This is a genomic window from Streptomyces sp. NBC_01298, assembly GCF_035978755.1.
GTDB lineage: Bacteria > Actinomycetota > Actinomycetes > Streptomycetales > Streptomycetaceae > Streptomyces.
The window spans coordinates 1,464,579-1,489,673 of record NZ_CP108414.1 but is presented as its reverse complement, the minus strand read 5'-3'; the positions used below and the strand labels follow the sequence as shown (position 1 = coordinate 1,489,673).

The following is a 25,095-nucleotide window of genomic DNA, read 5'->3' as shown; positions in this document are numbered from 1 at the left end:
GGTGACCTGGATACGCCCGCTCTCCGCCCATGCCCCGCGTCCCTGCACCCTGGTGGTCTGCCGGGGATGCTGCTGCGGCGACCCCGTCAAGAACCCCGGCACCGACCACGCGGGACAACTGGCCCGGCTGCGCGAGGCCGCGGCGGCCTCCGACGGGCGCCTGGCCGTCCGTACGTCCGACTGCCTCGGCCCGTGCGCGCAGGCCAACGTCATCGTGGTCCAGCCCACCACGGAGGCCCGCCGCAGGGGCGCCCGCGCGGTGTGGTTCGGCTGGGCCCTGGACGACACCGCCACCGACGAGATCATCGCCTGGGCCGGAGCGGGCGGCCCTGGCGCCACCCCGCTCCCGGCGACCCTCGACCTGCACCGCATCGACCCCCCGGAACCGAAGCCCGCCGAGCCCGCTTCCCGCCGAGGCCGCCGCAAGCGGTGATCGGGGCGGCGTAAGGGGGGAGAGGGTTCGGGGGCGAAAAGCGTTAGAGCAAGGAAATGTCCGGTTCTTCTAGGTTCTGGGTGTCAGCAAGAAACCCCGAACCACCAGGGAGCCCCTCATGAAGCTCAGCAAGCGCATCGTCGCCGCCTCCGCCGCCGCCCTGCTCGCCACGCTCGCCCTCGGCGGGGCGGCCAACGCCGCGGACAACGGCGACGGCGCCGCCAAGGACGGCTCCGCCCACAGCCGCACCGTCGAGGCCCCGGCGGGCACCCCGCACGTGGCCGCGAAGAAGATCGAGCCCGCGCCGAAGGACAACCAGTACAGCCAGACCGTCCAGGCCCCGCCGGGCACCGCGCACACGGGCGCGGGACACCTGGCCGAGAAGTAAGCCCGTACGGGGCAGGGGCGGGGGCCGCACGACGGCCCTCGCCGCCCCGTCGGCGCCCCGGCCGGGCCGCCGCCCCCGCCGGTCACCGGCCGGTCAGGCACCGTTCAGCCGCCGGGCCCCGGGTCACGCCGTCAGGCCGCGGGTCACGCCGTCGGGCCGCGGGTCACGCCGTCAGGTCGATCCGCTCCTCGCCCGCGTAGATGTTCATGTCCCCGCCCCGCAGGAACCCGACCAGCGTCAGCCCCGACTCCAGTGCCAGGTCCACCGCGAGCGAGGACGGCGCGGAGACGGCCGCCAGGACGGGAATGCCCGCCATCACGGCCTTCTGCGCCAGCTCGAAGGAGGCCCGCCCCGACACCAGCAGGACGGAGCCCGCCAGCGGCAGCCGCCCGGCCTGCAGCGCCCGGCCGACGATCTTGTCCACCGCGTTGTGCCGCCCCACGTCCTCCCGTACGTCGATCAGCTCGCCCTCCGCCGAGAACAGCCCGGCGCCGTGCAGGGCGCCCGTACGCTCGAAGACCTTCTGCTCCGCGCGCAGCCGGTCCGGCAGCTCCCCCAGGAGCCGCGCGCCCACCCGTACGGGATCGTCCGCGAGCCCCGGGAACCGCGTCGCGGTGCGCACCGCGTCCAGACTGGCCTTCCCGCACAGGCCGCAGGAGGAGGTGGTGTAGACGTTCCGCTCCAGCGTGATGTCGGGCACCGGAACTCCGGCGGCGAGCTGCACGTTCACCACGTTGTAGGTGTTCGATCCGTCCTCGGTGGTGCCCTCGCAGTAGGTCACGGCCCGGACGTCCGAGGCCGAGGCGAGCACGCCCTCGCTGGCCAGGAAGCCCACGGCCAGTGCGAAATCGTCGCCCGGGGTGCGCATCGTGATGGCCAGGGGTTTGCCGTTCAGCCGTATCTCCAGCGGCTCTTCGGCCACCAGGGTGTCCGCCCGGGCCCCTGCGACGCCGCCCCGGATCCGGAGGACGCGACGGCGTTCGGTGACCCGTCCCATGTGATCAGTCCACCCGTTCTGTTCTCGTCGTACGCCTGGAGCACCCATTCTCCCGGATACGCCCCGGGCACCCTCCCGGGCTTGAGCACCCTCGGGAAGCTCCAAAGTCCGGGCACTGAATCCTGTCGGGTCACGCGCCCGTGTACCCATGAGTAGCAGGCAAAGCTGGTACATCCTGACTGCCTTACAAGGGGGGACCCCGCCCATGACCGGTTCACGCGTGGTGGCGCTAGGGCACTACCAGCCCTCGAAGGTGCTCACCAATGAGGACCTCGCCACCATGGTGGACACCAACGACGAGTGGATCCGGTCCCGCGTCGGGATCAAGACCCGGCACATGGCCGGCCCCGACGAGCCGGTCGACGAGCTGGCCTACCAGGCCGCGGGCAAGGCGCTCGCGAGCGCCGGTCTGACCCCGGACGACATCGACCTCGTCCTCGTCGCCACCTCCACCGCGATCGACCGTTCCCCCAACATGGCGGCCCGCGTCGCGGCCAAGCTCGGGATGGGCTCCAGCCCCGCCGTGATGGACATCAACGTCGTCTGCTCGGGCTTCACCCACGCCCTGGCCACCGCCGACCACGCGATCCGGGCCGGCGCCGCCACCCGGGCCCTGGTCATCGGGGCGGACAAGATGACCGAGATCACCGACTGGACCGACCGCACCACCTGCGTCCTGACCGGCGACGGCGCCGGCGCGGCCGTCGTCGAGGCCTGCGAGGAGCCCGGTATCGGCCCGGTCCTGTGGGGATCGGTGCCCTCGATGGGCAACGCGGTCCGCATCGAGGGCACGCCGCCGGTCTTCGCCCAGGAGGGCCAGTCCGTCTACCGCTGGACCACCAGCCAGCTCCCCCCGCTCGCCCGCAAGGTCTGCGAGAAGGCCGGGATCACCCCGGAGGACCTGGCCGCTGTGGTCCTCCACCAGGCGAACCTGCGGATCATCGAGCCGCTCGCCGCGAAGATCGGCGCAGTCAACGCCGTCGTCGCCCGCGATGTGGTCGACTCCGGCAACACCTCGGCCGCCTCCATCCCGATGGCCCTGTCCAAGCTGGTCGAGCGCGGCGAGATCCCCTCCGGGGCGCCCGTCCTCCTCTTCGGCTTCGGCGGCAACCTCTCCTACGCCGGCCAGGTCATCAGCTGCCCGTAGCACCCGCGCCGGAACTCGCGGTGGGCTCGGCTCCGGCCGGGTCCACGGTGGTGTCAGCGGCGGCGCCGAAGGCGGTGCCCGCAGCGCGGGCCTCCGCCGCCAGCGCGGCCACGAGCACGAGGACCAGCGCGGTCAGCTGCCAGACCGCCCCGATCCGCATGCCCGCCGCGGCGGTCGCCAGTACGGGCGCCACCGCGAGCGCCCGGAACCGTACCGGCCGGATGCCCAGCACCAGCCGGAAGGCGACGTCCCCGGCCAGATAGCAGGCGACCCCGCCCGCGAGCGCGAGGGCGGGCCCGGCCGGCAGCTGCTCGCCCAGGTGCCCGATGCTCTTCTTCACGCCCGCCGAGAAGGCGGCGATGCCCAGCAGCATCGGGATGAAGCAGTAGTAGTACGCGCGCAGCGCCAGCTTGAAACGCCTGTCCGGGGTCGTGTTCGTGAAGACGTGCTCGGCGCGCCCCTCGTCGCGCACGAAGTACATCCACCACAGCGCCGCCCCGACGGCCAGCGTCAGGAACGCGCCGACGATGATCCCGAAGGTCAGCGGCAGCGAGCCCACCCCGATGCCGACCGCGATGATCGACTCGCCGAACACGATGATCAGCAGCAGCCCGTGCCGTTCCACGAAGTGCGCGGCGCCGATCCCCCCGAGCTGCTCCTCGATGGTCTTCCCCTCGGCGGCTGCGGCGGCCCCGGAGGCCGTCGCCCGCCGCGAGATGGCGGGCGTCACGAACTGGAACAGCAGGGCCAGGGCCCACAGGCCCAGGGCCGCCGCCCCGTCGAACAGCCCGGCGGCCGTGACCGTCAGCGCGGACAGCGCGTTCGGCATCGCGAACCACAGCACCCCGCGCCCGTGCGCTTGGCTGTACAGCGCGCTGTGCGTGATCACGACGACCAGGTAGCCGAGCCCGAAGGCGACCCCGCCGTCCCCGAAGGCCGTCGGCACGGCCAGGGCGCACACCAGGAACGCCCCCATGGCGAGCAGGATCAGCAGGCGGCGCACGGGGCGGTCGGGCGGTACCTGATTGGTCAGGTACGCGTAGCCGCCGTACATCCAGAACAGCACCGTGAAGATCAGCAGCACCCGCCCGGCGCCGCGCAGGGTGAGGTCGTCCGCGAGCAGCACCGTCAGCTGGGTGATGGTGAAGACGAAGACGAGGTCGAAGAAGAGCTCCAGCGTGCTGACGCGATGCTCGGATTCCATAGGTGATTCCCCCCTGAACTCGGATATGCGGCGCCCATCCGATCGCCTCGGCCCGCCCGTGTCCAGCCGGTATCAGCATCCGGGAGCCCCCGGCCCACGGCGATAGCCGTACCGGCGGCGAACGACTGGCTCGCCAGCCGGCACCAGCGGACGAGCTCGTACGCGACCGGCGCCGAGGCCAGGTCGAAGCGTCCTTCCGTTCCGCGCCGGCTGCCGGACGACGCGCGCGCGGTCCGGTACTCGATGAAGACCACGGGCGGGGAGCGGTTGCTGAAGGCGACCCTTCCGGACGGCAAGCTCCCGGCCCAGTGCGCCCCGGCTCCGGCGTCCGAGGCGAAGGAGATCCAGCTCCGGGCGGACTGGTTCCCGAAGGATGCCCGCGGCAAGGCGGCCCTGCGCTGCTCCACCTACTTCGGCTACGTGGACGGGGACACCCTCTACGCCTGGCAGCACCAGGAGGACCTGGTCGCGGGGGAGCGCGCCAACCGGGAGTCCCAGCTCGGCGAGACGATGCGTCTCGCTCCGCCCGCGTGCCGGGCCTGCGGCATGCCCGCAGGTCAGCGCGGCGCGTCGGACCCGGCCCGGTCGAAATACCTGGTCGGAACCCCGTCGAACCTTTGCTATTGTTGTCCATGTCGCCGCGGGAAACCGGGGCCGACCACCTGGTCCGGGTGGCGGAATGGCAGACGCGCTAGCTTGAGGTGCTAGTGCCCTTTATCGGGCGTGGGGGTTCAAGTCCCCCCTCGGACACAACACGGCATCTGGCCCCCTGCGAACAGCAGGGGGCCAGATCGCGTTCAGGGACCGGCAGGTGGCGCACGAAGGCCTCGTCAAGGATCGAGTGGACCGGGTTCCGGTCGTAGGACGCCCACTGCCGCATCCGGCCGGGGATCGTCCGCTCCGTCGGTGCGTACGAGTCCGTGGGGGCGGCGGGACAATCGGGCGTGCTGTTCGCGGAACCTCCGCATGTGTGACGTTTCGTCATTTTCCGTCAGTAGAGCGCATGACAAGGTGGGTCCATGGTCAGACACCCCACCGCCGGGCCGGTTCCCTGGCTGGACGCGGCCTCGGTCCACGGAGATCTCCGCGCGGCGAAGGCGCTCGTCTACGACCCCTGCGGGTTCACCTGCTCGCAGCCGGTTCCGGAAGCCGAGAGCGCCGAGTACGCCGCCCACGTCTTCACGCTCGACGGGCTCGCCGTCCGCTTCCGAGCGGCCAGGACGACGCCCACCAAGACGGGCCAGTTCGTCACCGTGTGGCAGAGGTCCCCGGACGGGCCCATCCGGCCCTTCGACGTCGCCGACGCCGTCGACCTCTTCGTCGTCGGCTGCCGCGGCCTCGACCCGACGGAGTTCGGGCAGTTCGTCTTCCCCAAGGACGTGCTCCGCCGGTACGGGGTCCTCTCGGTGAACGGCTCCGGAGGCAAGCGGGCCTTCCGCGTCTACCCGCCCTGGGCGAGGACCGCCAACCGGTCGGCCGCCGCGGCGCAGGCCTGGCAGCTCGACCACTTCCTGCACCTTCCGGGGGACCGGCCCGCCGATCCGGCCCGCGCCCGCGCCCTCCACGGGCTCCCGGCCGCCGGCCATTGCCCGGGCGCCGGGAGTGGGTGAAGATCGGCACGCCGGAATCTTCTTTCTCAGGAGGGGTGCGTGTCCGAAGTCAAGGCCGAACTCGACCAGCTCATGCGGCTGTTCCTCGGAGCCTTCACCAACGCCGACGGCGGGCGGCCGGATCTGGGCGCCGTCCGCGAGGTGTTCATCCCGCAGGGGATGATCATCAAGAACATCGGGGCCGAGCCCGTGATCTACGACCTCGACGGGTTCATCGAGCCGCGGGAGAAGATCCTCACCGACGGGACCCTGACGGAGTTCCGCGAGTGGGAGGTCGCCGAGCGGACCGAGATCTTCGGATCGATCGCGCACCGGTTCAGCGAGTACCGCAAGTCCGGATACCTCGACGGGGTGTGGTTCGAGGGCACCGGCCACAAGACCACGCAGTACGTCCGGACCCCCGACGGCTGGCGGATGAGCGCGATGGCCTGGGACGACGTCGCCCCGTAGCGCCTCGGTACGCGCGCCCGCGGCCCCGTGGCCCCGTACGACGAACCGGCCCCCCGCGGACAGCGGGGGGCCGGACGCGTGGAGGGAGCGGTTACGCGACCGGCTGCTGCTGGGTCACGCAGTGGATGCCGCCACCGCCCGCGCCGAGGCTGTCGGTGTTGAGCTGTTCGACGGTCCGGCCCGGGAAGGCCCGCTGGAGGGTGGCCTTGGCCGCGGCGTCCGCGGTGGCGTGCCCGAACTGCGAGGAGATGACGGCGCCGTTGCACACGTAGAAGTTGACGTAGGAGGCGACGAAGTCGGGGCTGGTGGAGCGGATCCGGTTGTAGTCGGGGCCCTGCATCTTGGTGACCGACATCGGGTGGCCCAGGGCGTTCGTGCTGGTCGACAGGATCTGGTACTGCTGGCGCGCGTCGTTGGACCAGGCGTCCGTGTCGCTCGCGAGCGGCATCTGCACCATCCCCTGCCCCTCCGCGAGGAACCGGGACGTGGCGTCGACGTGGTCGTCGGTGATGTCCCGGCCGAGGACGCCCTTGAACCAGATGACCTTGGAGGCGCCGTAGGCGGCGCACATGGCGTCCTCCAGCTGGGCCTGGGTCTTGTTGGGATTGCGGTCCGGGTTGATGAGCGAGCTGCGGGTGGCCATGAGCGTGCCGGCGCCGTCCGTCTCCACCGCGCCGCCCTCGCCGATGAACGAGGCCGTACTGAACGGCACCCCGGCGTAGGCCGCGACCCGGCCGGCGACCAGGGAGTCCCTGGCGTGGGTCTGCTGGTTGCCCCAGCCGTTGAAGTTCAGGCCGACGGTGTCCAGGCCGCCCGCCCCGTTCGTACGGAACACCGGACCGCTGTCGCGCATCCAGCAGTCGTCCACCGGGATCGAGCCGATCACCGTGACGGCCGATCCGCAGGCGCTCTTCGCCTTCGAGACGCTCGCCGAGTTGGCGCACATCACGACCGGCTCGTACTTCGCGATGGTCTTCGCGATGAGCGCTATGTTCGCCTGTACTCCCGCGAGTTGGCGGCCCCAGATGGTGGAGCTGTCGGGCCACGCCATCCAGGTCCGGGTGTGGCGCACCGTGTCGATCGGTACGGAGTAGCCCGCGGCGGCGTTCGCCGCCGAGGGGCGGGCGGCCCCGAAGGCCTGCCCGCCGACCGCGGCCAGCGCGGCGCCGGCCGCGGTGGCGCCCGCTGCCGTCAGGAATCCTCGTCTGTCCAGTCTCCGTGCGACGTGCTCGTTCATCTCTGAGCTCCGTTTCGTCATGCCTGGATGGGTGATGAACCGCTGGTGCTGAACCGCCGGGCCGTGGGAGCCGCCGCGCCCACGGCCCCCCTCACAGCGCGCGTCGTGCGGCGGCGATGCTCCGGGGATCCCACCCCGGGCGGGGTACGGACTCCAGGAGCAGGCGCGTATAGGGGTGCTGGGGGTCGGCGAGGACCTCCTGCGTCGGGCCCGACTCGACGATCCGGCCGCTCCGCATGACGATCACGTCATCGGTCACGCAGCGCACTACGCCGAGGTCATGGGTGATGAACAGGTAGCCGATGCCGGTCTGTTCGCGGATGTCGAAGAGCAGGTTCAGGATCTGCGCCTGCACCGAGACGTCCAGGGCGGCCACCGCTTCGTCGAGGACGAGGACGGCCGGCTCGACGGCCAGCGCACGGGCGATCGCCACGCGCTGGCGCTGCCCTCCCGACAACTGCCGGGGCAGTGCGTCCGCCTCGCGGGAACCGAGGCCGACCTGGTCGAGCAGTTCGGTGATCCGGCGCGCGTGGTCGGCGCCGGGGAAGTGCAGGGCGAGGGTCTCCCGCAGGGCCGCGCCCACGGTGGTGCGCGGGTCCAGGGACAGGAAGGGGTCCTGGAAGACCATCTGGATCTCACGGGCCCGTGCGAGGCGGCGCGCCTTGCCGCGCGCGTGGTCGCCCCGGTCGCGGCCGTGGATCAGTACCCGGCCCTCGTCCGCGTGTTCCAGGCCCACCACGATGCGGGCCGTGGTCGTCTTGCCCGAACCGGACTCGCCGACGATGCCCAGGGAGCCGCCCGCGGGCAGCCGGAACGACACGTCGTCCACGGCCCGGACGTTTCCGTAGGTCCGGTGCAGGCCCAGGACCTCCAGGACGGTCCTCGTGGCGGCGGTCGTGGTGCCGGCGCTCGTGCCGGTGGCGGTGCTCATGGGTGGAGTTCCTTCCGCTGTGTCTCCGGCCGTTGGGTCCCGGTCCCTTCGGTCCCCGCCCGTTCCCGTTCCCGCTCGGCCATCAGCTCGCCGTGGTGGCAGGAGGCGAGCCGGTCCGGTGCACCGGCGAGCGGCAGCAGCGCCGGAGCCTCCCGGGTGCACACATCGGTCGCGAGCACGCAGCGCGCGGCGAAGGGGCATCCGCTGAGCTCCTCCCGCAGGCTCGGCGGCCGGCCCTCGATCGCGGCGAGCCGCCCGCGGGGCGCGTCCAGGCGCGGGGTGGAGTCCAGCAGGGCCGCCGTGTACGGGTGCCGGGGCCGGGCGAACAGCTCGGCCGCCGGGCCCGATTCCACGATCCGGCCCGCGTACATCACGTACACCCGGTCGCTGATCGCGGCGGCGAGGCCGAGGTCGTGGGTGACGAACAGCAGCCCCGTGCCGAAGCGGTCGCGCAGGTCGCCGAGGAGGCCGATCACCTCGGCCTGCGAGGTGACGTCCAGTGCCGTGGTGGGTTCGTCGGCGAGGATCAGGGCGGGATCGCCCATCAGCGCGGCCGCGATCACGACCCGTTGCAGCATGCCGCCGGACAGCTGTCCGGGGTACTTGCGCAGCGCGTCCGCCGTGAGGCCGACGGCCTCCAGCATGGCCACCGCCCGGTCCTCGGCGACCGCCTTGGTGGCCTTGGCGTTCAGTCGCAGGCTCTCCGTGAGGAAGTCGCCGACCCGGCGCATCGGATTGACGGCCGCCCGGGGGTCCTGGAAGATCATGGCCGCCGTGCTGGTGCGCAGCACCCGCAGCCGGCCCGGTGACATGGTGAGCACGTCGTCGCCGGCGACCCGCACCTCGCCCTCCGTACGGGCCCCTTCGGGCAGCAGCCGCAGCACGCTGCGCGAGGTCAGGCTCTTGCCCGAGCCGGACTCGCCGACCAGCGCCACGGTCTCCCGCGGGCCGACGGTGAGTCCGACGCCGTCGAGGACGGGCCGGACGGCCCCCGGCAGGTGCAGCCGCAGGCCCTCGATTTCAAGGGTGTTCAGTCCGGTCGGCGTGCTCCGCGCGCTCTGCGCGGTCGATGTGTTCATCGGGCCCTCCTGGCGACCTTGTCGGCCCAGGCCTCGCCGACGACGTTGAAGGCGACCACGATCAGCACGATGGCCACGCACGGCACGATCGCGGAGAGCGGGTAGCCGGCCTGGATGGCGGCGTTGCCGTCGAAGACCATGCGGCCCCAGTCCGGGGTCAGGGCCGGTACGCCCAGCCCGAGGAAGGCGAGGCCGGCCAGGTCGATCAGGGCGTAGCCGAAGTTGATCGCGGACTGCGCGAGGACGACGGGCATGACCGCGGGGACCACGTGGCGCAGGCAGATCTGCGCCCCCGAGTGTCCTTGCACCCGGTACGCCTCGACGTACGGGCGGGCGCGCTCGGCGAGCACGAGGGAGCGGGTCAGCCGGCTGACGTACGGCAGGTAGGCGATGGCCAGGGCGATGACGGGGGCGAGCAGGCCCTCGCCGTAGACCGAGACGATCAGGATGGCCAGCAGCATGCCGGGGAAGGCGAAGACCAGCTCGGTGCTGCGGGAGAGCACCGAGTCCAGCCAGCCGCCCCGCCAGGCGGCGGCGGTGCCGATCGCCACGCCGGCCACGGTGGAGAAGGTGACCACGCCGAGCGGGCCGAGGAGCGAGGTGCGGGCGCCCAGGACCAGCCGGGAGAAGGTGTCGCGCCCGGAGGCGTCGACGCCGAGGAGGTGATCGGCGGAGGGGCCCGCCAGGGCGTTCGCGAGGTCCACGGCGTTCGGGTCGTAGGGCGCGATCCAGGGGGCGAGCACCGCGACGAGCACGACGACGGCGACGAAGCCCGTACAGAACAGGGAGAGGGGGGCGCGGGAGGTCCGGAGCCGGGCGAGGCCCGGCCGGCGCACCAGGACGGAGCTCACGAGGCCTTCTTCGCGGGGCCGAGGGTGACCCGGGGATCGACCAGCGGATGGAGCAGGTCGACGACGAGGTTCACCGTCATGAACAGCGCGACCATGATGAGGGAGATGGCCTGCACGGTGGGGAAGTCCTTGGTGGTGGTGGAGAGTTCGAGGAGCTGGCCGATGCCGCCCACGCTGAAGGCGGACTCCACCAGAATGGTGCAGACCAGCAGGGTGGAGACGATGAGGCCGCCGGTGGTGAGCACGGTGCCGAGCGCGTTGCGGAAGACGTGCCGCCGGATGACCTGGCTCGCGGAGACGCCCCGGCTGCGGGCGACCGTGACGTGCTCCTGGCCGAGGACTTCGAGCATCGCGGCCCGGGTGACCCGGGCGAGCATGCCGATCAGGTAGAGCGCCAGGGCGACGGCGGGCAGGGTCAGGTGCCAGAGCATCCCCCCGAAGCCCTCGCCTGCCCCGCCGGTCGGGAACCAGCCCAGCTTCACCGCGAACAGGCCCTGCAGCAGGACCGCCGCGACGAACGAGGGGGTGCCGATGGCCACCGTGGTCGTCACCAGGATCGTGGAGTCGGCGGCCCCGCCGCGGACGGCGCCGATCCAGCCCAGGACCAGCCCGAACACGAGGACCAGTACGAGCGCCATCGAGATCAGCATCAGGGTGTTGGGCAGTCGGTCCGCGAGCAGCCGCGACACGTCCGTGCGGTACGTGATCGAGCGGCCGAAGTCGCCCCGCACCACCTGGCCGAGCCAGCTGAGGTAGCGCACCGCGAAGGGGTCGTCCAGGTGGTAGTGCTCGTTGATCGCCTGCAGTGCCTCCGGGGAGGCCGAGCGGCCGCCCAGGAGGAAGCTCGCCGGGTTGCCCGGAGCCAGGTACAGCGCGCCGAAGATCACGAAGGAGGCGCCGAGCAGGGTGGCTGCCATCTCGGCCAGCCGCCGTACGGCGAAGCGCAGGAAACTCATCGCGCGGCCGCCCCGACGTCGGCGGCCCACGGGTAGTACAGGTAGGAGATGGTGGTGGGCGCGCCGGTGATCCGCTTGTTCAGGAAGACCGCGGTCGGCCACTCGGCGACCGGGATCCACAGGACCTGGTCGGAGGCCTTCTTCTGGAGTTCGGCGGCGGCCGAGAAGCGCTTGGCCGGGTCGGACTCGGCGCGGGCCTTGTCGGTCAGCGCGTCGTAGGACGGGTCGCTGTAGCCGGCGTAGTTCTGGTAGGCCCCGGTCTGGAAGTTGCTCAGCAGGTCCATCGGGTCGGTGATGGAGTCGTAGTACGTCTCCGGGAACATGTCGATGCCCTCGCGCGCGGCCGGGTCCGTGAAGAGCGAGGTGAAGGCGTTGGGGGCGATGGTCTTCAGCTGGATCTTCAGGCCGATCTTGGTGCCGGCGTCCTGGATCGCGGTGGCCAGCACCGAGACGTCCTGGCCGATCGAGCTGGTGGCCACGGTCAGCGTCTTGCCGGTGGCGCCGGCCTCCTCGATCATCCGCTTGGCCGCCTCGACGTTCTGGTCGGGGGAGGGCAGCGTGTCGAAGGCGGAGGCGCGGATGGCGGCGGGCGCGCCGGCCCAGATCGCCTTGGTGGTGAGCGAGCTGGTGACGGTTCCCGCGCCGCCCAGGCCCGCCTTGACGAAGCCGCGGCGGTCCAGGGCCAGGGCCAGGGCCCGGCGGACGCGGACGTCGCCGAGCGCGCCCTTCATGCTCGTCACGTTGACGTTGACGGTGCTGAGGCCCTCGCCGAAGTAGAGGGTGCCGGCGCCGCTGGCGCGCAGCCGGTCGTAGCTCTCGGTGGGGATCAGGTAGCCGCCGTCGGCCTCGCCGCTCAGCAGGGCGTTCGTCCGGGCGTTGGGGTCGGTGAGGAAGGTGAAGACGGCCTTCGCGGACTTGGCCTTGGTGCCCCAGTAGCCGTCGAAGCGCTGGAGCTCGATCGACTGGCCCTTGCTCCAGGTGCCCAGCTTGAAGGGGCCGGTGCAGTCCAGGCTGCCGGTGGTGCCGTAGTCCTCGCCCGCCTTCTCCACCCCGGCCTTGGAGGCCACGACACCGGCGGCGGTCGCCATGTACTGGGGGAACTGGGAGTCGGGCTGCTTCAGCTTGACGGTCACCTGGAGCGGGCCGGTCTTGGTGACGGTCTCGACGTTGGAGAAGTTGCTGTTCCAGGCGGCCCCGTTCGCCGGGTCCATCTGACGGCCCAGGCTGTAGACCACGTCGTCCGCGGTCAGCACGCCGCCGTCGTGGAAGCGCACGCCCGCGCGCAGATCGTAGACCCAGGTCAGGTCATTGGGGTGGGTGGCCTTCTCGGCCAGCCCCGGAGCCATGGTGAGCTGCGGGGTCCACCGCATCAGGCTTTCGCAGACGTTCGACAGGATCGTGTTCGCCGGGTAGTCGAAGGCAGAGATGTAGTCCAGCGTCGGCGGTTCCGCGTACACGGCCCAGGTGAACGAGTCGAGCTCGCCCGCGGGGGCGGGGGTGCCGGCCGACAGCTTGAAGGCCGTGTCCTTCCCGCTCCCGCCGTCCTTCGGCGGGCCGGAGCAGGCGGCGACCAGGCTGAGGGCGGCCAGCGCGGCGACGGGGAGCGCGTACCGGCGCGGGGCGGACGCGCGCGGGGCGGCCGGGCGCCCGGGGGAGGCGTGGCCGGCGGACCTGGTGGCTCTGGACCAGGGAAGGGATCTGGGCATCGGTGCTCTCTCTTCCATGCGGGGCGGGGAGGTACGGGCGGGCGGCGAGCGGATCGAGGAGGGGAGGCTCGGGGCGGGCCGCCGGCCCGGGCACGGCGAAGGGGGCGGACCGGTCAGACGGTGCGGGCGGCCGCGGGGATCTGCTGGGTGATGCAGTGCACGCCGCCGCCGCCGTACGCGATCACGCGCGAGCGGACTCCGACGACCTTGCGGCCGGGCAGCGCGGCCGCGATGACGGCGAGCGCGCCCTCGTCCTCGTCGGTGCCGGCGACCGGGACGACGACCCCGCCGTTGGCGATGTAGAAGTTCAGGTAGCCGACCTCGGTCTCCTTGCCGTCGACCTCGACGAGGTTGCTCTGCGGCAGGTCGATGATCGTGAAGGGGCGGCCCACGGCGTCGGTGGACCCCTCCAGGACGGCTCGGTTGACGCGCATGCGCTCGTAGTCGGGGTGCGCGGGGTCGCTCGGGAGCTGGACGACGACGGTGGCGGGGGCGACGAAGGCGCAGACGCCGTCTACGTGGCCGTCGGTCTCCGTGTCCAGCAGACCGCCGTACGGCAGCCAGATGACCTTGGTGACACCGAGGCGGGCGATCAGTTCGGCCTCGATCTCCGCCTTGGTCATGTCCGGGTTGCGGTTCGGGTGCAGCAGGCACTGCTCGGTGGTGATCAGCGTGCCCTCGCCGTCGACCGTGATCGCTCCGCCTTCGAGGATCATCCGGGAGTCGACGCGGTCCACGTTCAGGTGCGCGAGCAGGGCCGAGGCGATCTTGTCGTCGGTGTCGTAGGGGAAGTGCTTGCCGCCCCAGGCGTTGAAGCGGAAGTCCACGCCCGCGCGGCTGCCGTCCTGCCCGAGCACGAAGATCGGACCGGAATCCCGGAACCAGGAGTCGTCCAGCGGGAGCTCGATGACCTCGACGCCCTCGCCGCACAGCGCGCGGGCCTCGTCACCGCTGCCGGGCAGCGCGACCATGGTGACGGGCTCGAAGGCGGCGATCGCGGCGGCGACCTGGGCGTACTCGGCCTTGACCTCCGCGAAGACGTCACCCCACAGCTCCTGCCGGGTCGGCCAGGCCATCAGGCAGCCCTCGTGGTCCGTCCACTCGGCCGGCATGCGGAAAGTCGTCATGATCCACTCCTGTTTGAAAATTCAGTCAGTATTCGTAAGGGGTGCCCGCATCCTCCACCGAACTGAAAATTCAGTCAATGGTTCTGGCCAAGCTGATGCGGAATCGGTCACACCGCGTATCGGAAGGGGCGTGTAAGCGGCCCTGAATCGGCATGATCACGGCCCAACCGCCGGAAACGGGGTCCTGATGTTACGGTCAGGAAAAGCCCCAGGTGACGGAGTCGACGGGTAGAGTGACCCTTCGTGCCAGACCGTCGAACGGAAATACTCAGAGCCGCCACGCGAGTGATCGCGCGCCGCGGCGTGCGCGGGCTCCGGGTGGGGGAGCTCGCCGCCGAAGCGGGCGTGTCCACCTCGCTGATCTACTACCACTTCACCGACCGTGCCGGGATCCTGCGCCGGACGCTGGAGTTCATCAGCGACCGCGCCGATCGCTACACGGCCGAACGCGAGGACGGCTCGGACGATCCGGAGAGCCCCCGCGATGAACTGAAGCGGACCCTGCTCCTCGAACTCCAGGAAACCCCGGAGGTGCGGGAGAACAGCACCGCCTGGGGTGAGTTGAGGGCCAGCGCCGTCTTCGATCCCGACCTGCGCGAGGACGTGGCCAAGGCCACGCACAGCTGGGTCCACGAGATCTCGTACCTCCTCGCCCAGGCCCGCCCCGCCGGGACGGCCCCCCAGCACGCGGCCGCCGCCGAGCGCCTGACGGCCCTGCTGGAAGGCCTCAGCGTCCGGTGGCTGAGCGGCTCACTGCCCCTGGACCACGCGCGCCGGCTCATGGCCGACGCGATCGACGGGGAGCTGGGCGCTTAGCCGTACGGACGGGTGGCCGTACGGACGGGCGTAGCTGCGGGTCGCTACGGACGGGCGTAGCTGCGGACGGCTGGGCCGCCGTCGCGCGGGCTGTGGATCACGGATCGGCGGCCCCGGCGGCCCTCTAGGCTGCGGTCATGGATCAAGGAACGGGCGGCGCTGCCGCCGGAGCGGTGATCGTCGACGCCCTGGAGCTGATGTCCGACCCGCGGCGGGCGGCCCGGTTCGCCGGGGAGGCGCACCGGATCCTGGCCGATCTGGTGACCGCGGGCGCCGCGCTGGGCTGGGTCGAACCGCCCGGGCCGGACGAGGTGGCGCGGCTGCTCAACGGCGTCGTCGACGCGGTACGGGCCGGGGACGCGGCCTTGCGCGGCGCCTACCTCGCGGACCGGCTCGTCGGGCTCGGGTACTGGCAGCGCTACGCCCGCCCGACCCACCGGCCCCACGCCGACCTGGAGAAGCTCGCCGTCGCCGCCGGGGCCCACGGACTCGGGCTCGGCCGGGCCCTGACCGCCGCCCTCGTCGAGGACGCCCGCCGGGCCGGGATCGAGGTCCTGACGCTGGACGCGCGGGGCGACAACACCCGGGCCCTGGGGCTCTACGCCTCTCTGGGCTTCACCGAGTACGGGCGGCTGCCCCGCTTCGTCGCCGTCGGCGAACGCCGCTACGACAAGGTGTTCTGCATGCTGGACTTCCGTACGCCCGCCCCTTAGCCCTCGGGGCGGAGCAGGCCGCGCTCGTACGCCTTCACCAGGCGCTGCGGCACCTGGTGCACCGCGCCGTCGACCGTGATCGGGACCAGTTGCGGGGTGGTCGCCTTCCACCGCGCGCGGCGGTGGCGGGTATTGCTGCGGGACGTCTTCCGCTTGGGAACGGCCATGGGTATCTCCTGGGTTGGGGTGGGGTGGTGCCACTTGGACCGTGCGGGCGGTGCCACTTGGACCGTGCGGGCGGTCGCCGCCGCGCACCGCACGCGAGGGACTACCGGCCGCTGCCGTACGGGAGCAGAGCCATCTCGCGGGCGTTCTTGATCGCGGCGGCGAGCCGTCGCTGCTGCTGCGCCGTGACCCGGGTGACGCGGCGGCCGCGGATCTTGCCGCGGTCGGAGACGAACTTCCGCAGCAGGTCGGTGTCCTTGTAGTCGATGTACGTGATCTTCGCCGCGTCCAGGGGGTTGGGGCGGGACTTCAGCGGCTTGTGGGGGGTTTGGCGGCGGGCCATGGGGGCTCCTTGGGTGGTGTGGGCGATCGATGTGCCGGCCGGCGGGTCAGGAGACGGGGGCGAGGAGCGAGTCGAAGGCGGCCGGCAGCTTGCGCCACTCCTCGCGCCCCGAGGCGTACTCGGCGTCGTTGAGCAGGCAGGACTCCAGGAGTCGCGCCAGCCCGTCGCGGTCGAGGCCGGGTGAGGTGAAGACGAGGTGCTGGCAGCAGTCACCGTGTTCCGGATGCCAGTCGAGCGAGGCGGCCGCCCTGCGCATCGGCGGAACCAGCTCCCAGGCGGCGTCCGGGAGGGAGGCCAGCCAGGGCCCGGCGCTCTCCACGCACAGGGCGCCGCCCGCGGCGTCCCAGGCGAGCAAGGTGTCGGGGCGGTCGGCGAGCCAGAACCGGCCACGACTGCGAGCGGCGGCGCAACAGAGGTCCTCCAGGGCCTCGTAGAGCCGCTCGGGGTGGAAGGGGCGGCTGTGGTGCCAGACGAAGGTGGTGACTCCGGCCTCCTCCGCCTCCTGCGGCAGCAAGGCGCAGGCCGGGTGCTGGGCGGCGGCGGCCGCCTCCACGTCGAAGCCGGCGAAGGCCGCCCGGGCCAGTTCCCCGGATCCGGCCGGCACCCGGCGCGCGGTCGGATGGAGTTGGGTCAAGAGGGCGAAGTCCTCGTCGTCGGCCTCCGCGCTGTCCACGAGGGCCAGTACGGGGGCGTACTCCAACTGCCGGGCCCAGGTGTCCCCGACCGTGCGCTGGTCCGAGGCGGCTGCCGCGAGGCCCACGTCCGCCAGATCGTCCCCGTTGACGAGATAGGGCAGGACGAGCGCGGGGTCCACCGCGGTGATCACGCTGGTGAGGTCGAGTGCGCCGCCGCCGTGCTGGGCGACGACCTCGGCCATCGCCCTGGGCTCGACGGAGTCCCACAGCTCGACGACGGCCAGGCGCGTCATTCCGCTGCCGGCCAGCCGTTCGAGCTCGGGGACCAGGTCCTCGCGGAGCGCGCAGCAGGCGCAGTCGTTGAAGAGGGGCGTCTCGCCCCGGGACAGTTCGCCCGAAGCGTCGCGCACGACGCGCAGCACGGTACCGGCGGGCGCCGTGGCCAGGTCGTGGTGGAGCGCGACGCTGCCGGGGACGGAGCGGAGCAGCCGGTCGACGACTTCCTTGCGGGCGTCGGCGTGGAGCCCGCCGACGATGACGACGGGCAGGGTCACTTGCCGCCTCCGTAGCGGCGCTCGAAGCGCTCGACGCGGCCGGCGGTGTCCAGGACGCGGGCGGTGCCGGTGTAGAAGGGGTGGCTCTGCGAGGAGATCTCGACATCGATGACGGGGTAGGTGTGGCCGTCCTGCCACTCGACCGTCTTCTCGCTGGTGGCGGTCGAGCGGGTGAGGAAGGCGAAGCCGGCGGCCCTGTCGCGGAAGACGACGGGTCCGTAGGCGGGGTGGATTCCAGGCTTCATGGCGTGTCCTTCAGGCAGGGACGCGGGACGGGGGGCGGGGGGCGGGGATGGGTGACGGGGCGGGGGGTGGAGGACGGGGTTCAGCGTTCTTCGCGGAACTCGACGTGCCGGCGGAGCACCGGGTCGAACTTGCGCAGCACCATCCGGTCGGGATCGTTCCGCCCGTTCTTGCGGGTGACGTAGGTGTAGCCGGTGCCCGCGGTGGAGCGGAGCTTGACGATCGGACGTACTTCGTTGCGTGCCATGGGGCTACTATACGGGAATGGAAATCGTTTCCAATAAGAATCCTCTTCGGAGAGAGGCGGGTCACCCCTTGTCCGCCCACTGCCAACTGACCGGCGCCCAGCCAGGCTTCGGCAACGCCATCTCCCACTCGCACCGGCGCACTTCCCGCCGCTTCGACCCCAACATCCAGAGCAAGCGGTACTGGCTTCCCGGCGAGGGGCGCCACGTCCGCCTCAAGCTGAGCGCCAAGGCGATCAAGACCGTCGACGCGATCGGTGTCGAGGCCGCGGTGGCGCGCATCCGCGCCCGGGGCGTGAAGGTCTGATGGCGAAGCAGGGCAAGATCGCGCAGAACGAGAAGCGCAAGGCGATGGTCAAGCGCTACGCCACCCGGCGGGCGGAGCTGAAGGAGATCATCCGGCGGTCGTCCCCGGCGGATGCCGAACGGGGAGCGGCCGTGGCCGAGCTGCGCAAGCAGCCGCGCGACGCGAGCGCGACCAGGGTGCGCAACCGGGACGGTGTGGACGGGCGGCCCCGCGGGCACCTGCGGAAGTTCGGACTGTCCCGCGTACGGATGCGTGAACAGGCACACGCGGGGTTCCTGCCCGGAGTCACGAAGTCCTCCTGGTAGAGCCCGTGCGGCCGACGGGAGCGATCGGCAGGCCCCCGGCAACCTTGCGGGCTCCGGCGGCAACTGAGGGGTGAACAGCGCACCTCGCCCCAAGGAGCCACCCCCATGTCAGCTTCTCCCCACCGCATCCCCACCGGGCGCCGAAGGCTAGCCCTGGCCTGCGCGGCCACCCTGGTCGCCGCCGGTCTCGGCGCCGTACCGCTCGTCGTGCGGGCCGGCGCCGCGGCACCCGCCGACCTCGCCCACGGCGTGCTGCCCGCCCGGGACGGCTGGGCCGCGAGCGGTTCGGGCACCACGGGCGGCCGGGCCGCGGCCGCGGCCCGCGTCTTCACCGTCTCCACCCGCGCCGAACTGGCGAAGGCCCTGGCCGCGGACCCGGCCGGCGCCCCGCGGATCGTCCGCGTCAAGGGCCTGATCGACGCGAGCACCGACGACAGCGGGAAACGCCAGAACTGCGCCGACTACGCCGCGGGCACCGGCTATTCGCTCGACTCCTACCTCAAGGCCTACGATCCCGCGGTCTGGGGCCGTACCAGACTCCCGTCCGGCGCCCAGGAGAACGCCCGGAGGGCGGCCCAGGCCAGGCAGGCCGCCCGCATGGTGTTCACGGTGCCGGCGCGGACCACCGTCATCGGCGTGCCCGGCACCGGAGCGGGCATCACCGGCGGCAGCCTGGTGGTGAAGAACGCCGACAACGTGATCATCCGCAACCTCTCGCTGACCGACGTCCGGGACTGCTTCCCGCAATGGGATCCGACCGACGGTTCCACCGGCAACTGGAACTCCGCCTACGACGCCGTCAGCCTGCGGGGCGCCACCCATGTCTGGGTCGACCACAACAGCTTCTCCGACCTCCCGCACCCGGACTCCGCCGATCCGGTCCGCTTCGGCCGCCACTACCAGGTCCACGACGGCGCCCTCGACATCACCAACGCCTCCGACCTGGTCACCGTCGGGTACAACAGGTTCGCCGACCACGACAAGACGATGCTGATCGGCAGCAGCGACCAGGACACCAAACTCCGGGTGACGCTCCACCACAACGTCTTCCAGGGCGTGGTCCAGCGCGCCCCGCTCGCCCGGGTGGGCCGGATCCACCTGTACGACAACTACTACGACACCACGGCGTCCGAGGGCTACGCGCACAGCTACAGCGTCAACTCCCGCGCCGGCGCGCAGGTCGTCGCGCAGAACAACCACTGGAAGCTCTCCTCCGACCGGAAGGCCTCCCACCTGTTCAGCGGCGACGGCACCGGAGCGATCGCGGACAGCGGCAACCTCGTCGGCGGCGCCCCCGTGGACCTGGTCGCCGCCTACAACGCCGCCAACCCCGGGAGGAAGATCAAGACCACCGTCGACTGGAAGCCCACCCTCACCGCCGGACTGGAACCCGCCGCCGGACTGCCGAAGAAGCTCGCGGCGCAGGCGGGCGCGGGTGTTCTCACCGAGACCGGAGGCAAGGGGCCCGCCCCGTCCGGTCCCGCCCCGTCCGCTCCGGCCCCCTCCGCTCCGGCCCCGTCCCGTCCCGCCGGCGGCCGTACGCTGACGGTCGCCGCCGACGGCTCCGCCGCCCACCGTTCCGTACAGTCCGCCGTCGACGCCGCCACGGCGGGGGACACCGTCCTCGTGGCGCGCGGTACATACCGGGAGACGGTGAACGTTCCCGCCTCCAAGCGCGGGCTGACGCTCGAGGGCGCCACCGGCAACGCCGAGGACGTCGTCATCACCTACGACAACGCCTCCGGCACGCCGAAGCCCGGCGGCGGTACCTACGGAACCGCGGGCAGTGCCACCGCGACCTTCTCGGCGAACGACATCACCGTCACCGGTGTCACGGTCCAGAACACCTGGGAGAGGTCGGCGCACCCGGGTGTCAAGGACACCCAGGCGGTGGCGCTCAACGCGTCCGGTGACCGCCAGCAGTACGTCAACTCGCGCTTCATCGGGCACCAGGACACCGTGCTGAACTGGGCTCCCTCGGCCACCGGCCAGTACCGCCAGTACTTCCGCCACTGCTTCGTCGCGGGCGACGTCGACTTCGTCTTCGGCAACGCCACCGCCGTCTACGACCACGTCAACATCACCTTGCGCGACCGGGGCGCCGCGGCCGGCGGCCACAACGGCTACCTCGCCGCGCCGAACACCGACTCGGCCAAGCGGTACGGGATCCTCATCACCGACAGCACCATCAGCAGCCCCGCCCAGCCCCGGACCTACTACCTCGGCCGGCCCTGGCACCCCGGGGCCAGCGCGGTCGGCCGGCTGGTGATCCGCGACACGAGCCTGCCCGCGGCCGTCAAGACGCAGGGGCCGTGGACCGACATGGGGGGCTTCTCCTGGAAGTCGGCCCGGTTCGCCGAGTACGCCAACACGGGCCCCGGTGCCGGAACCGGAGCCAACCGGCCCCAGCTCGGCCGGGACCAGGCGGCGAGCCACACCGCCCGCGCCTACCTCGCCGGTACCGACGGCTGGAATCCGACGGGCTGAGGGGCGCCACCGTGCTGACCGGGTCCGGAGGGACGGAAGCGTCCGAACGGCCACTCGAACGGCCTGCTGCTCCCCGGTAGTACGACCACGCTGCCGGCGGACGCGACGCGAAGGGCGACACGTACCGGATCGATGCCACCGTCGCGGCCGCGGAAGGCGGAGCATCCGTGTGGGGCGGGTTCGCGTAGGGCGCGTGCCCGCTCCGCCGCTCCGCCGGTGCGGCCTGGTTGCGGCCTGGTTGCGCCCTAGAGGAAGTAGAGCCTGCTCAGCGAGATGGAGTCGGCCGGTTCGGAGACCAGCGGCTCCCCGTCGAGCGACACCAGGCCGGTGCCGGGATGGACGTCGACGCTGCCCGTACGGCTGTTGCGGAGCATGTGCTTCGGCCCGATGCCCCGGGTCCCACGGACCGCCACGCGGCGGCGCCGGGTGGGCATCATGTCCCCGTTCTGGACGGCCGCTTCCGCGACGAACGCCACGGAGATGTCGGCGGCGGTGGCCCCGTACGCGCCGAACTGCGGTCCCAGGACGAGGGGTTCGCAGCGGTCGGTCGAGGCGTTCGGGTCGCCGGTGACCCCGTACGCCGGGAAGCCGCCCTTCAGGACCAGTTGGGGCTTGGCACCGAAGTACTCCGGCCACCACATCACCAGGTCCGCGAGCTTGCCGACCTCGATGGAGCCGACCTCGTGGGACAGGCCGTGGGCGATCGCCGGGTTGATGGTCAGCTTCGCCATGTAGCGCAGCACGCGCTCGTTGTCGTCGCCGCTCTCGGCGGTGCCGTAGGAGCCCTCGCCGTCCAGCGGGCCGAGCTCGGCCTTCATCTTCCCGGCCATGGCGAAGGTGCGGCGTACGGTCTCGCCCGCGCGGCCCATGCCCTGGGCGTCGGAGGAGGTGATGCCGATGACCCCGAGGTCGTGCAGGAGGTCCTCGGCGCCCATCGTCCCGGCGCGGATCCGGTCGCGGGCCATGGCGGCGTCGCCGGGCAGGTCCACCTTCAGATCGTGCGCCGAGACGATCATGCCGAAGTGCTCGCCCAGGGCGTCGCGGCCGAAGGGCAGGGTGGGGTTCGTCGAGGAGCCGATGACGTTCTCGACGCCGGCCATCTTCAGGACGTTGGGGACGTGTCCGCCGCCGCAGCCCTCGATGTGGAAGGCGTGGATGGTCCGGCCGTCCAGCACCCGCAGGGTGTCCTCGACGGACAGGCACTCGTTCAACCCGTCGGTGTGCAGCGCGACTTGTACGTCATGCTCCTCGGCGACCCGCAGGGCGGTGTCCAGGGCGCGGGTGTGCGCGCCCATGTCCTCGTGCACCTTGAAGCCGGACGCGCCTCCCTCGGCGAGTGCCTCGATCAGCGGGGCCGGGTCCGAGGAGGAACCGCGGGCCAGGAAGCCGATGTTGACGGGCCAGGCGTCGAAGGCGTTGAAGGCGTGCTTCAGCGCCCACGGGGAGTTGACGCCGACCGCCCAGACGGGGCCGAACTCCTGCCCGATGATCGTGGTGACCCCGGAGGCCAGGGAGGCTTCCATGATCCGCGGCGAGAGCAGGTGGACGTGGGTGTCGATGGCGCCGGCCGTGACGATCATGCCCTCGCCCGAGACGATGGTCGTCCCCGTGCCGACCACGACGTCGATGTCGTCGAGGGTGTCGGGGTTGCCGGCCCGGCCTATGGCGTGGATGCGCCCTTCGCGGATGCCGATGCTGGTCTTGCGGATGCCGAGTACGGCGTCGATGACCAGGGCGTTGCTGATGACGATGTCGCAGGTGTCGCGGACGGCGGCGGCCTTCAGGTGCAGTCCGTCGCGGGCCGTCTTGCCGAAGCCGGCCAGGAACTCGTCCCCGGGCTTCTGGGAATCGGACTCCACGCGGACGATGAGCCCGGAGTCGCCGAGCCGGATCCGGTCGCCCGCCCGGGGGCCGTGGACGGCCATGTAGTCGTGCGGGTCGGTGCTGTCCGCCGGGGCGGCGCCCGGGCGGCCGTGGCAGCCCGCGGAGTCGAAGACGCTGCCGCTCATGCCTGCTCCTGTCCTTGTGCCTGTTCCTTGTGCGAAGTCGCGCTGTCTTCGTAGGAGGTGAGGTATCCCGTGGCCCGGGCCTTGGCCAGGGCGGCCTCGCGCGCTCCGGGCGCGTCCAGGGGGCCGTCGACGAGGCCGGCGAAACCGATGGCGACGCGCGCCCCGCCGATGGGCAGCAGCTCCACCACGACGGTGGCCCCGACGTCGAAGCGGACCGAGGAGCCGGCCGGTACGGCGAGCCGGGTGCCGTAGGCGGCGGCGCGGTCGAAGGCGAGGCGCGGGTTCGACTCGAAGAAGTGGAAGTGCGAGGTGACGCTGATCGGCACGCTGGACGTGTTCCGTACGGCGACCCGGACGGTCGCGGCGGTGGGCCCGTAGCCCTCGCCGGTTCCGGGCAGGCCCGCGCCCGGGGCGTCGGCCCCGAGCGAACCCTCCTGCCGGAAGGGGTCGTCGATGACGCAGAGCCTCGTACCGTCGTCGAAAACGGCCTCGACCTGGATCGAGGTGACCACGTCGGGCACCCCGGGCAGCACCTCCGCGGCGCTGAGCACGTGGCGGCCCGCCTCGATCGCCTCGGCCAGCCTGCGGCCGTCGCGCGCCGCCTCGCACACCGTGTCGGTGATCAGCGCGGTGGCCTCGGGGACGTTGAGCTTCACGCCGCGCGCGCGGCGGGCGCGGGCCAGTTCCGCCGCCGTGAAGATCAGCAGCCGGTCCCGCTCGGTGGGTGTCAGTCGCATACGGCCTCATCTGTGAAGGGAAGGGCGGGCCGCCCCGGTGCACTGCCGGCGCCGGTACGGCCGGGGCCGGCGTCGGCTGGTCCACCGGCGCCGGCCGCGGGCGGGCTCTACGGGCGCGGTTCGGCCATCGTGGAGCAGTGGATGCCGCCGCCCCCGGCCATCAGGCGGTCGACGTCCAGCTGCACGACGGTCCGGCCGGGGAAGGCGGCGGCCAGGGCCCGCTTCGCCGCCGCGTCCTTCGCGGAGTCCCCGAACTGGGCGGTGATGACAGCCCCGTTGACCACGTGGAAGTTCATGTACGAGTCGACGAACTCCGGGTTCTTCGAGCGGGTGGTGTCGGGACCGTCGACCTTGATGACGGTCAGCCGCCGGCCCCGGGCGTCCGTGGCCGCGGAGAGGATCGAGAACTGCTGGCGGGCATCGCGCGCCCAGACGTCGTCGCGGCCCGCCGGCGGCACCTGGACCATGACCACACCGGGCCGGATGAAGCGCGAGGTCACGTCGATGTGGTCGTCGGTGATGTCCTTGCCCTTGATGCCGGGCACCCAGATCATCTTGTCGGCCCCGTACGCGTGCAGAACGGCGTCCTCGACCTCGGCGCGGCTCCAGCCCCGATTGCGGTTCTTGTTGACGAGGCTGCTCTCCGTGGCCATCACGGTCCCGTCGCCGTCCGTCTCGATCGAGCCGCCCTCGCCGACGAAGTCCGTCTTGCTGAAGGGGAGATGGGCCTCGTACGCGACGCTCTCCGCGACGTGGGCGTCGTAGGAGTGGGCCTGCTTGTTGCCCCAGCCGTTGAAGTTCAGGCCGATCGCGTCGAGCCCGCCGCGGCCGTCCCGGCGGAAGACCGGCGCGATGTCGCGCATCCAGAGGTCGTCGGTGCCGATGGCGGTCGTCACGGTCACGCCCGGGCCGCACCAGGAGCGGGCGGTGGCGGCGGTGTAGGCGTCCGGGGCGCACATGACGACGGGTTCGTAGCGCGCGATCGTCTTCGCGATCAGCGCGATGTCCTCCTGGACCCCGGTCAGGGCGCGGCCGCCCCAGATGGACGAGCGCGAGGGCCAGGACATCCAGGTGCGGGCGTGGGGCACGTCGTCGATGTCCACCCGCCAGCGCTGCACCCCCGCGCTCGGCGCCCGGACCGCCCCCGGGACCGCGGCGGCCGCCGTCCCGAGCGCGACTCCCGCCGCTCCGAGTCCGGCGGCCCCCAGGACGATCCTGCGGGAGGGGGAGGAGCCGAAGAACCGGCCGAGGAGCGAGCGGCTGTCGTCGGGGGAGTCGGGCATCGAGGGGCCTCCGGATCAGGTGGGGGTACGGGCCGAGAGCGGCCATGGCCAGAACTCTGTCACTGACTGAAAATTCAGTCAAGACGCGGGGCGTGCGTGATCCCTGGCCGGGGGAGGGTTCCCTACGGGGCCTGCGG

General features: G+C 72.0%; 27 protein-coding genes, 1 tRNA gene and 1 pseudogene. 12 read left to right on the top strand and 17 right to left on the bottom strand.

Going from position 1 to position 25,095, the window contains the following annotated elements; translation table 11 throughout:
* Position 1 precedes the first annotated feature (1 nt).
* Both OG730_RS06850 and OG730_RS06845 read left to right on the top strand, forming a co-directional pair.
* A complete protein-coding gene (locus OG730_RS06850) occupies positions 2–433 on the top strand; it encodes a (2Fe-2S) ferredoxin domain-containing protein (protein ID WP_327303354.1) in 432 nt (143 codons plus the stop codon).
* A gap of 118 nt (positions 434–551) precedes the next feature.
* Complete coding sequence (locus tag OG730_RS06845; protein ID WP_327303353.1) at positions 552–821, top strand: hypothetical protein; 270 nt, start codon at positions 552–554, stop codon at positions 819–821.
* A 163-nt stretch (positions 822–984) separates the two neighbouring features.
* On the opposite strand, the gene fdhD is transcribed toward OG730_RS06845, so the two are convergent.
* Entirely contained in the window at positions 985–1,818 is an 834-nt protein-coding gene (fdhD, locus tag OG730_RS06840) for a formate dehydrogenase accessory sulfurtransferase FdhD (RefSeq protein WP_327303352.1), read from the bottom strand.
* Positions 1,819–2,023: 205 nt separating this feature from the next.
* Here fdhD and OG730_RS06835 point away from each other — a divergent pair, with 205 nt between their 5' ends.
* Positions 2,024–2,965, top strand: coding sequence for a beta-ketoacyl-ACP synthase III (locus OG730_RS06835; protein ID WP_327303351.1), 942 nt, complete (start codon positions 2,024–2,026; stop codon positions 2,963–2,965).
* On the opposite strand, the gene OG730_RS06830 is transcribed toward OG730_RS06835, so the two are convergent.
* Positions 2,952–4,169, bottom strand: coding sequence for a low temperature requirement protein A (locus OG730_RS06830; RefSeq protein WP_327303350.1), 1,218 nt, complete (start codon positions 4,167–4,169; stop codon positions 2,952–2,954). The two genes, OG730_RS06835 and OG730_RS06830, sit on opposite strands and share 14 nt — an antisense overlap.
* A 665-nt stretch (positions 4,170–4,834) precedes the next feature.
* Between OG730_RS06830 and OG730_RS06825 the strand changes: the two genes are divergently transcribed.
* From OG730_RS06825 to OG730_RS06815, 3 genes are all read left to right on the top strand, one after another.
* Positions 4,835–4,919, top strand: a tRNA-Leu gene (locus OG730_RS06825).
* 269 nt (positions 4,920–5,188) lie between these two features.
* Positions 5,189–5,779 carry a MepB family protein gene (locus OG730_RS06820; RefSeq protein ID WP_327303349.1) on the top strand — a complete coding sequence of 197 codons (591 nt, stop codon included), beginning with the start codon at positions 5,189–5,191 and terminating at the stop codon, positions 5,777–5,779.
* 39 nt (positions 5,780–5,818) lie between these two features.
* Positions 5,819–6,229 carry a DUF4440 domain-containing protein gene (locus tag OG730_RS06815; RefSeq protein ID WP_442814844.1) on the top strand — a complete coding sequence of 137 codons (411 nt, stop codon included), beginning with the start codon at positions 5,819–5,821 and terminating at the stop codon, positions 6,227–6,229.
* Between the two features lie 91 nt (positions 6,230–6,320).
* On the opposite strand, the gene OG730_RS06810 is transcribed toward OG730_RS06815, so the two are convergent.
* The 7 genes from OG730_RS06810 to OG730_RS06780 form a co-directional block, all read right to left on the bottom strand.
* Positions 6,321–7,466 carry an agmatine deiminase family protein gene (locus OG730_RS06810; protein WP_327303348.1) on the bottom strand — a complete coding sequence of 382 codons (1,146 nt, stop codon included), beginning with the start codon at positions 7,464–7,466 and terminating at the stop codon, positions 6,321–6,323.
* Between the two features lie 91 nt (positions 7,467–7,557).
* Complete coding sequence (locus tag OG730_RS06805) at positions 7,558–8,397, bottom strand: ABC transporter ATP-binding protein (RefSeq protein WP_327303347.1); 840 nt, start codon at positions 8,395–8,397, stop codon at positions 7,558–7,560.
* Positions 8,394–9,476 (bottom strand): ABC transporter ATP-binding protein, encoded by a 1,083-nt coding sequence (locus tag OG730_RS06800; RefSeq protein ID WP_327303346.1) that lies wholly within the window; start codon positions 9,474–9,476, stop codon positions 8,394–8,396. The genes OG730_RS06805 and OG730_RS06800 overlap by 4 nt, the downstream gene beginning before the upstream one ends.
* Positions 9,473–10,327 carry an ABC transporter permease gene (locus tag OG730_RS06795; RefSeq protein ID WP_327303345.1) on the bottom strand — a complete coding sequence of 285 codons (855 nt, stop codon included), beginning with the start codon at positions 10,325–10,327 and terminating at the stop codon, positions 9,473–9,475. Before OG730_RS06795 ends, OG730_RS06800 begins: the two co-directional genes overlap by 4 nt.
* Positions 10,324–11,283 (bottom strand): ABC transporter permease, encoded by a 960-nt coding sequence (locus OG730_RS06790; RefSeq protein WP_327303344.1) that lies wholly within the window; start codon positions 11,281–11,283, stop codon positions 10,324–10,326. The genes OG730_RS06795 and OG730_RS06790 overlap by 4 nt, the downstream gene beginning before the upstream one ends.
* Positions 11,280–12,989, bottom strand: a complete 1,710-nt coding sequence (locus tag OG730_RS06785; protein WP_327303343.1) for an ABC transporter substrate-binding protein — start codon at positions 12,987–12,989, stop codon at positions 11,280–11,282. Before OG730_RS06785 ends, OG730_RS06790 begins: the two co-directional genes overlap by 4 nt.
* 113 nt (positions 12,990–13,102) lie before the next feature.
* Positions 13,103–14,116 carry an agmatine deiminase family protein gene (locus OG730_RS06780; RefSeq protein WP_327303342.1) on the bottom strand — a complete coding sequence of 338 codons (1,014 nt, stop codon included), beginning with the start codon at positions 14,114–14,116 and terminating at the stop codon, positions 13,103–13,105.
* Positions 14,117–14,359: 243 nt separating this feature from the next.
* Here OG730_RS06780 and OG730_RS06775 point away from each other — a divergent pair, with 243 nt between their 5' ends.
* Positions 14,360–14,932 carry a TetR/AcrR family transcriptional regulator gene (locus tag OG730_RS06775; RefSeq protein WP_327303341.1) on the top strand — a complete coding sequence of 191 codons (573 nt, stop codon included), beginning with the start codon at positions 14,360–14,362 and terminating at the stop codon, positions 14,930–14,932.
* A 137-nt stretch (positions 14,933–15,069) separates the two neighbouring features.
* Positions 15,070–15,645 carry a GNAT family N-acetyltransferase gene (locus OG730_RS06770; RefSeq protein WP_327303340.1) on the top strand — a complete coding sequence of 192 codons (576 nt, stop codon included), beginning with the start codon at positions 15,070–15,072 and terminating at the stop codon, positions 15,643–15,645.
* Here OG730_RS06770 and rpmF read toward each other — a convergent pair.
* The 5 genes from rpmF to rpmG all read right to left on the bottom strand — a co-directional run bounded on the left by rpmF (position 15,642) and on the right by rpmG (position 17,832).
* Complete coding sequence (gene rpmF / locus OG730_RS06765) at positions 15,642–15,812, bottom strand: 50S ribosomal protein L32 (protein WP_327303339.1); 171 nt, start codon at positions 15,810–15,812, stop codon at positions 15,642–15,644. The genes OG730_RS06770 and rpmF overlap by 4 nt on opposite strands.
* Positions 15,813–15,913: 101 nt before the next feature.
* Positions 15,914–16,153: a 30S ribosomal protein S18 gene (gene rpsR, locus OG730_RS06760; RefSeq protein ID WP_327303338.1), complete on the bottom strand. Its 240-nt coding sequence runs from the start codon at positions 16,151–16,153 to the stop codon at positions 15,914–15,916.
* A 46-nt stretch (positions 16,154–16,199) separates the two neighbouring features.
* Positions 16,200–17,342, bottom strand: a complete 1,143-nt coding sequence (locus tag OG730_RS06755) for a CobW family GTP-binding protein (protein WP_327303337.1) — start codon at positions 17,340–17,342, stop codon at positions 16,200–16,202.
* A complete protein-coding gene (locus OG730_RS06750; RefSeq protein ID WP_327303336.1) occupies positions 17,339–17,587 on the bottom strand; it encodes a type B 50S ribosomal protein L31 in 249 nt (82 codons plus the stop codon). Before OG730_RS06750 ends, OG730_RS06755 begins: the two co-directional genes overlap by 4 nt.
* A gap of 80 nt (positions 17,588–17,667) precedes the next feature.
* On the bottom strand, positions 17,668–17,832 hold the full coding sequence (gene rpmG, locus OG730_RS06745; RefSeq protein WP_327303335.1) for a 50S ribosomal protein L33: 165 nt from the start codon (positions 17,830–17,832) through the stop codon (positions 17,668–17,670).
* Between the two features lie 68 nt (positions 17,833–17,900).
* On the opposite strand from rpmG, the gene rpmB reads away from it, so the two are divergent.
* From rpmB to OG730_RS44245, 4 genes and pseudogenes are all read left to right on the top strand, one after another.
* On the top strand, positions 17,901–18,137 hold the full coding sequence (gene rpmB, locus OG730_RS06740; RefSeq protein WP_327250900.1) for a 50S ribosomal protein L28: 237 nt from the start codon (positions 17,901–17,903) through the stop codon (positions 18,135–18,137).
* Positions 18,137–18,442, top strand: a complete 306-nt coding sequence (gene rpsN / locus OG730_RS06735; RefSeq protein WP_327303334.1) for a 30S ribosomal protein S14 — start codon at positions 18,137–18,139, stop codon at positions 18,440–18,442. The genes rpmB and rpsN overlap by 1 nt, the downstream gene beginning before the upstream one ends.
* A 105-nt stretch (positions 18,443–18,547) precedes the next feature.
* Positions 18,548–19,888 (top strand): annotated as a pseudogene (locus OG730_RS44250) (pectate lyase family protein); the annotation flags it as partial.
* Positions 19,889–19,984: 96 nt separating this feature from the next.
* Complete coding sequence (locus tag OG730_RS44245) at positions 19,985–20,929, top strand: pectinesterase family protein (RefSeq protein ID WP_442815177.1); 945 nt, start codon at positions 19,985–19,987, stop codon at positions 20,927–20,929.
* Between the two features lie 245 nt (positions 20,930–21,174).
* Here the strand turns inward: OG730_RS44245 and OG730_RS06725 are convergent, their stop codons facing one another.
* The 3 genes from OG730_RS06725 to OG730_RS06715 form a co-directional block, all read right to left on the bottom strand.
* Positions 21,175–22,854, bottom strand: a complete 1,680-nt coding sequence (locus tag OG730_RS06725) for an urease subunit alpha (protein ID WP_327309173.1) — start codon at positions 22,852–22,854, stop codon at positions 21,175–21,177.
* Between the two features lie 80 nt (positions 22,855–22,934).
* Complete coding sequence (locus OG730_RS06720; protein ID WP_327303332.1) at positions 22,935–23,675, bottom strand: urease subunit gamma; 741 nt, start codon at positions 23,673–23,675, stop codon at positions 22,935–22,937.
* Between the two features lie 107 nt (positions 23,676–23,782).
* Entirely contained in the window at positions 23,783–24,958 is a 1,176-nt protein-coding gene (locus tag OG730_RS06715) for an agmatine deiminase family protein (RefSeq protein ID WP_327303331.1), read from the bottom strand.
* Positions 24,959–25,095: the final 137 nt, after the last annotated feature.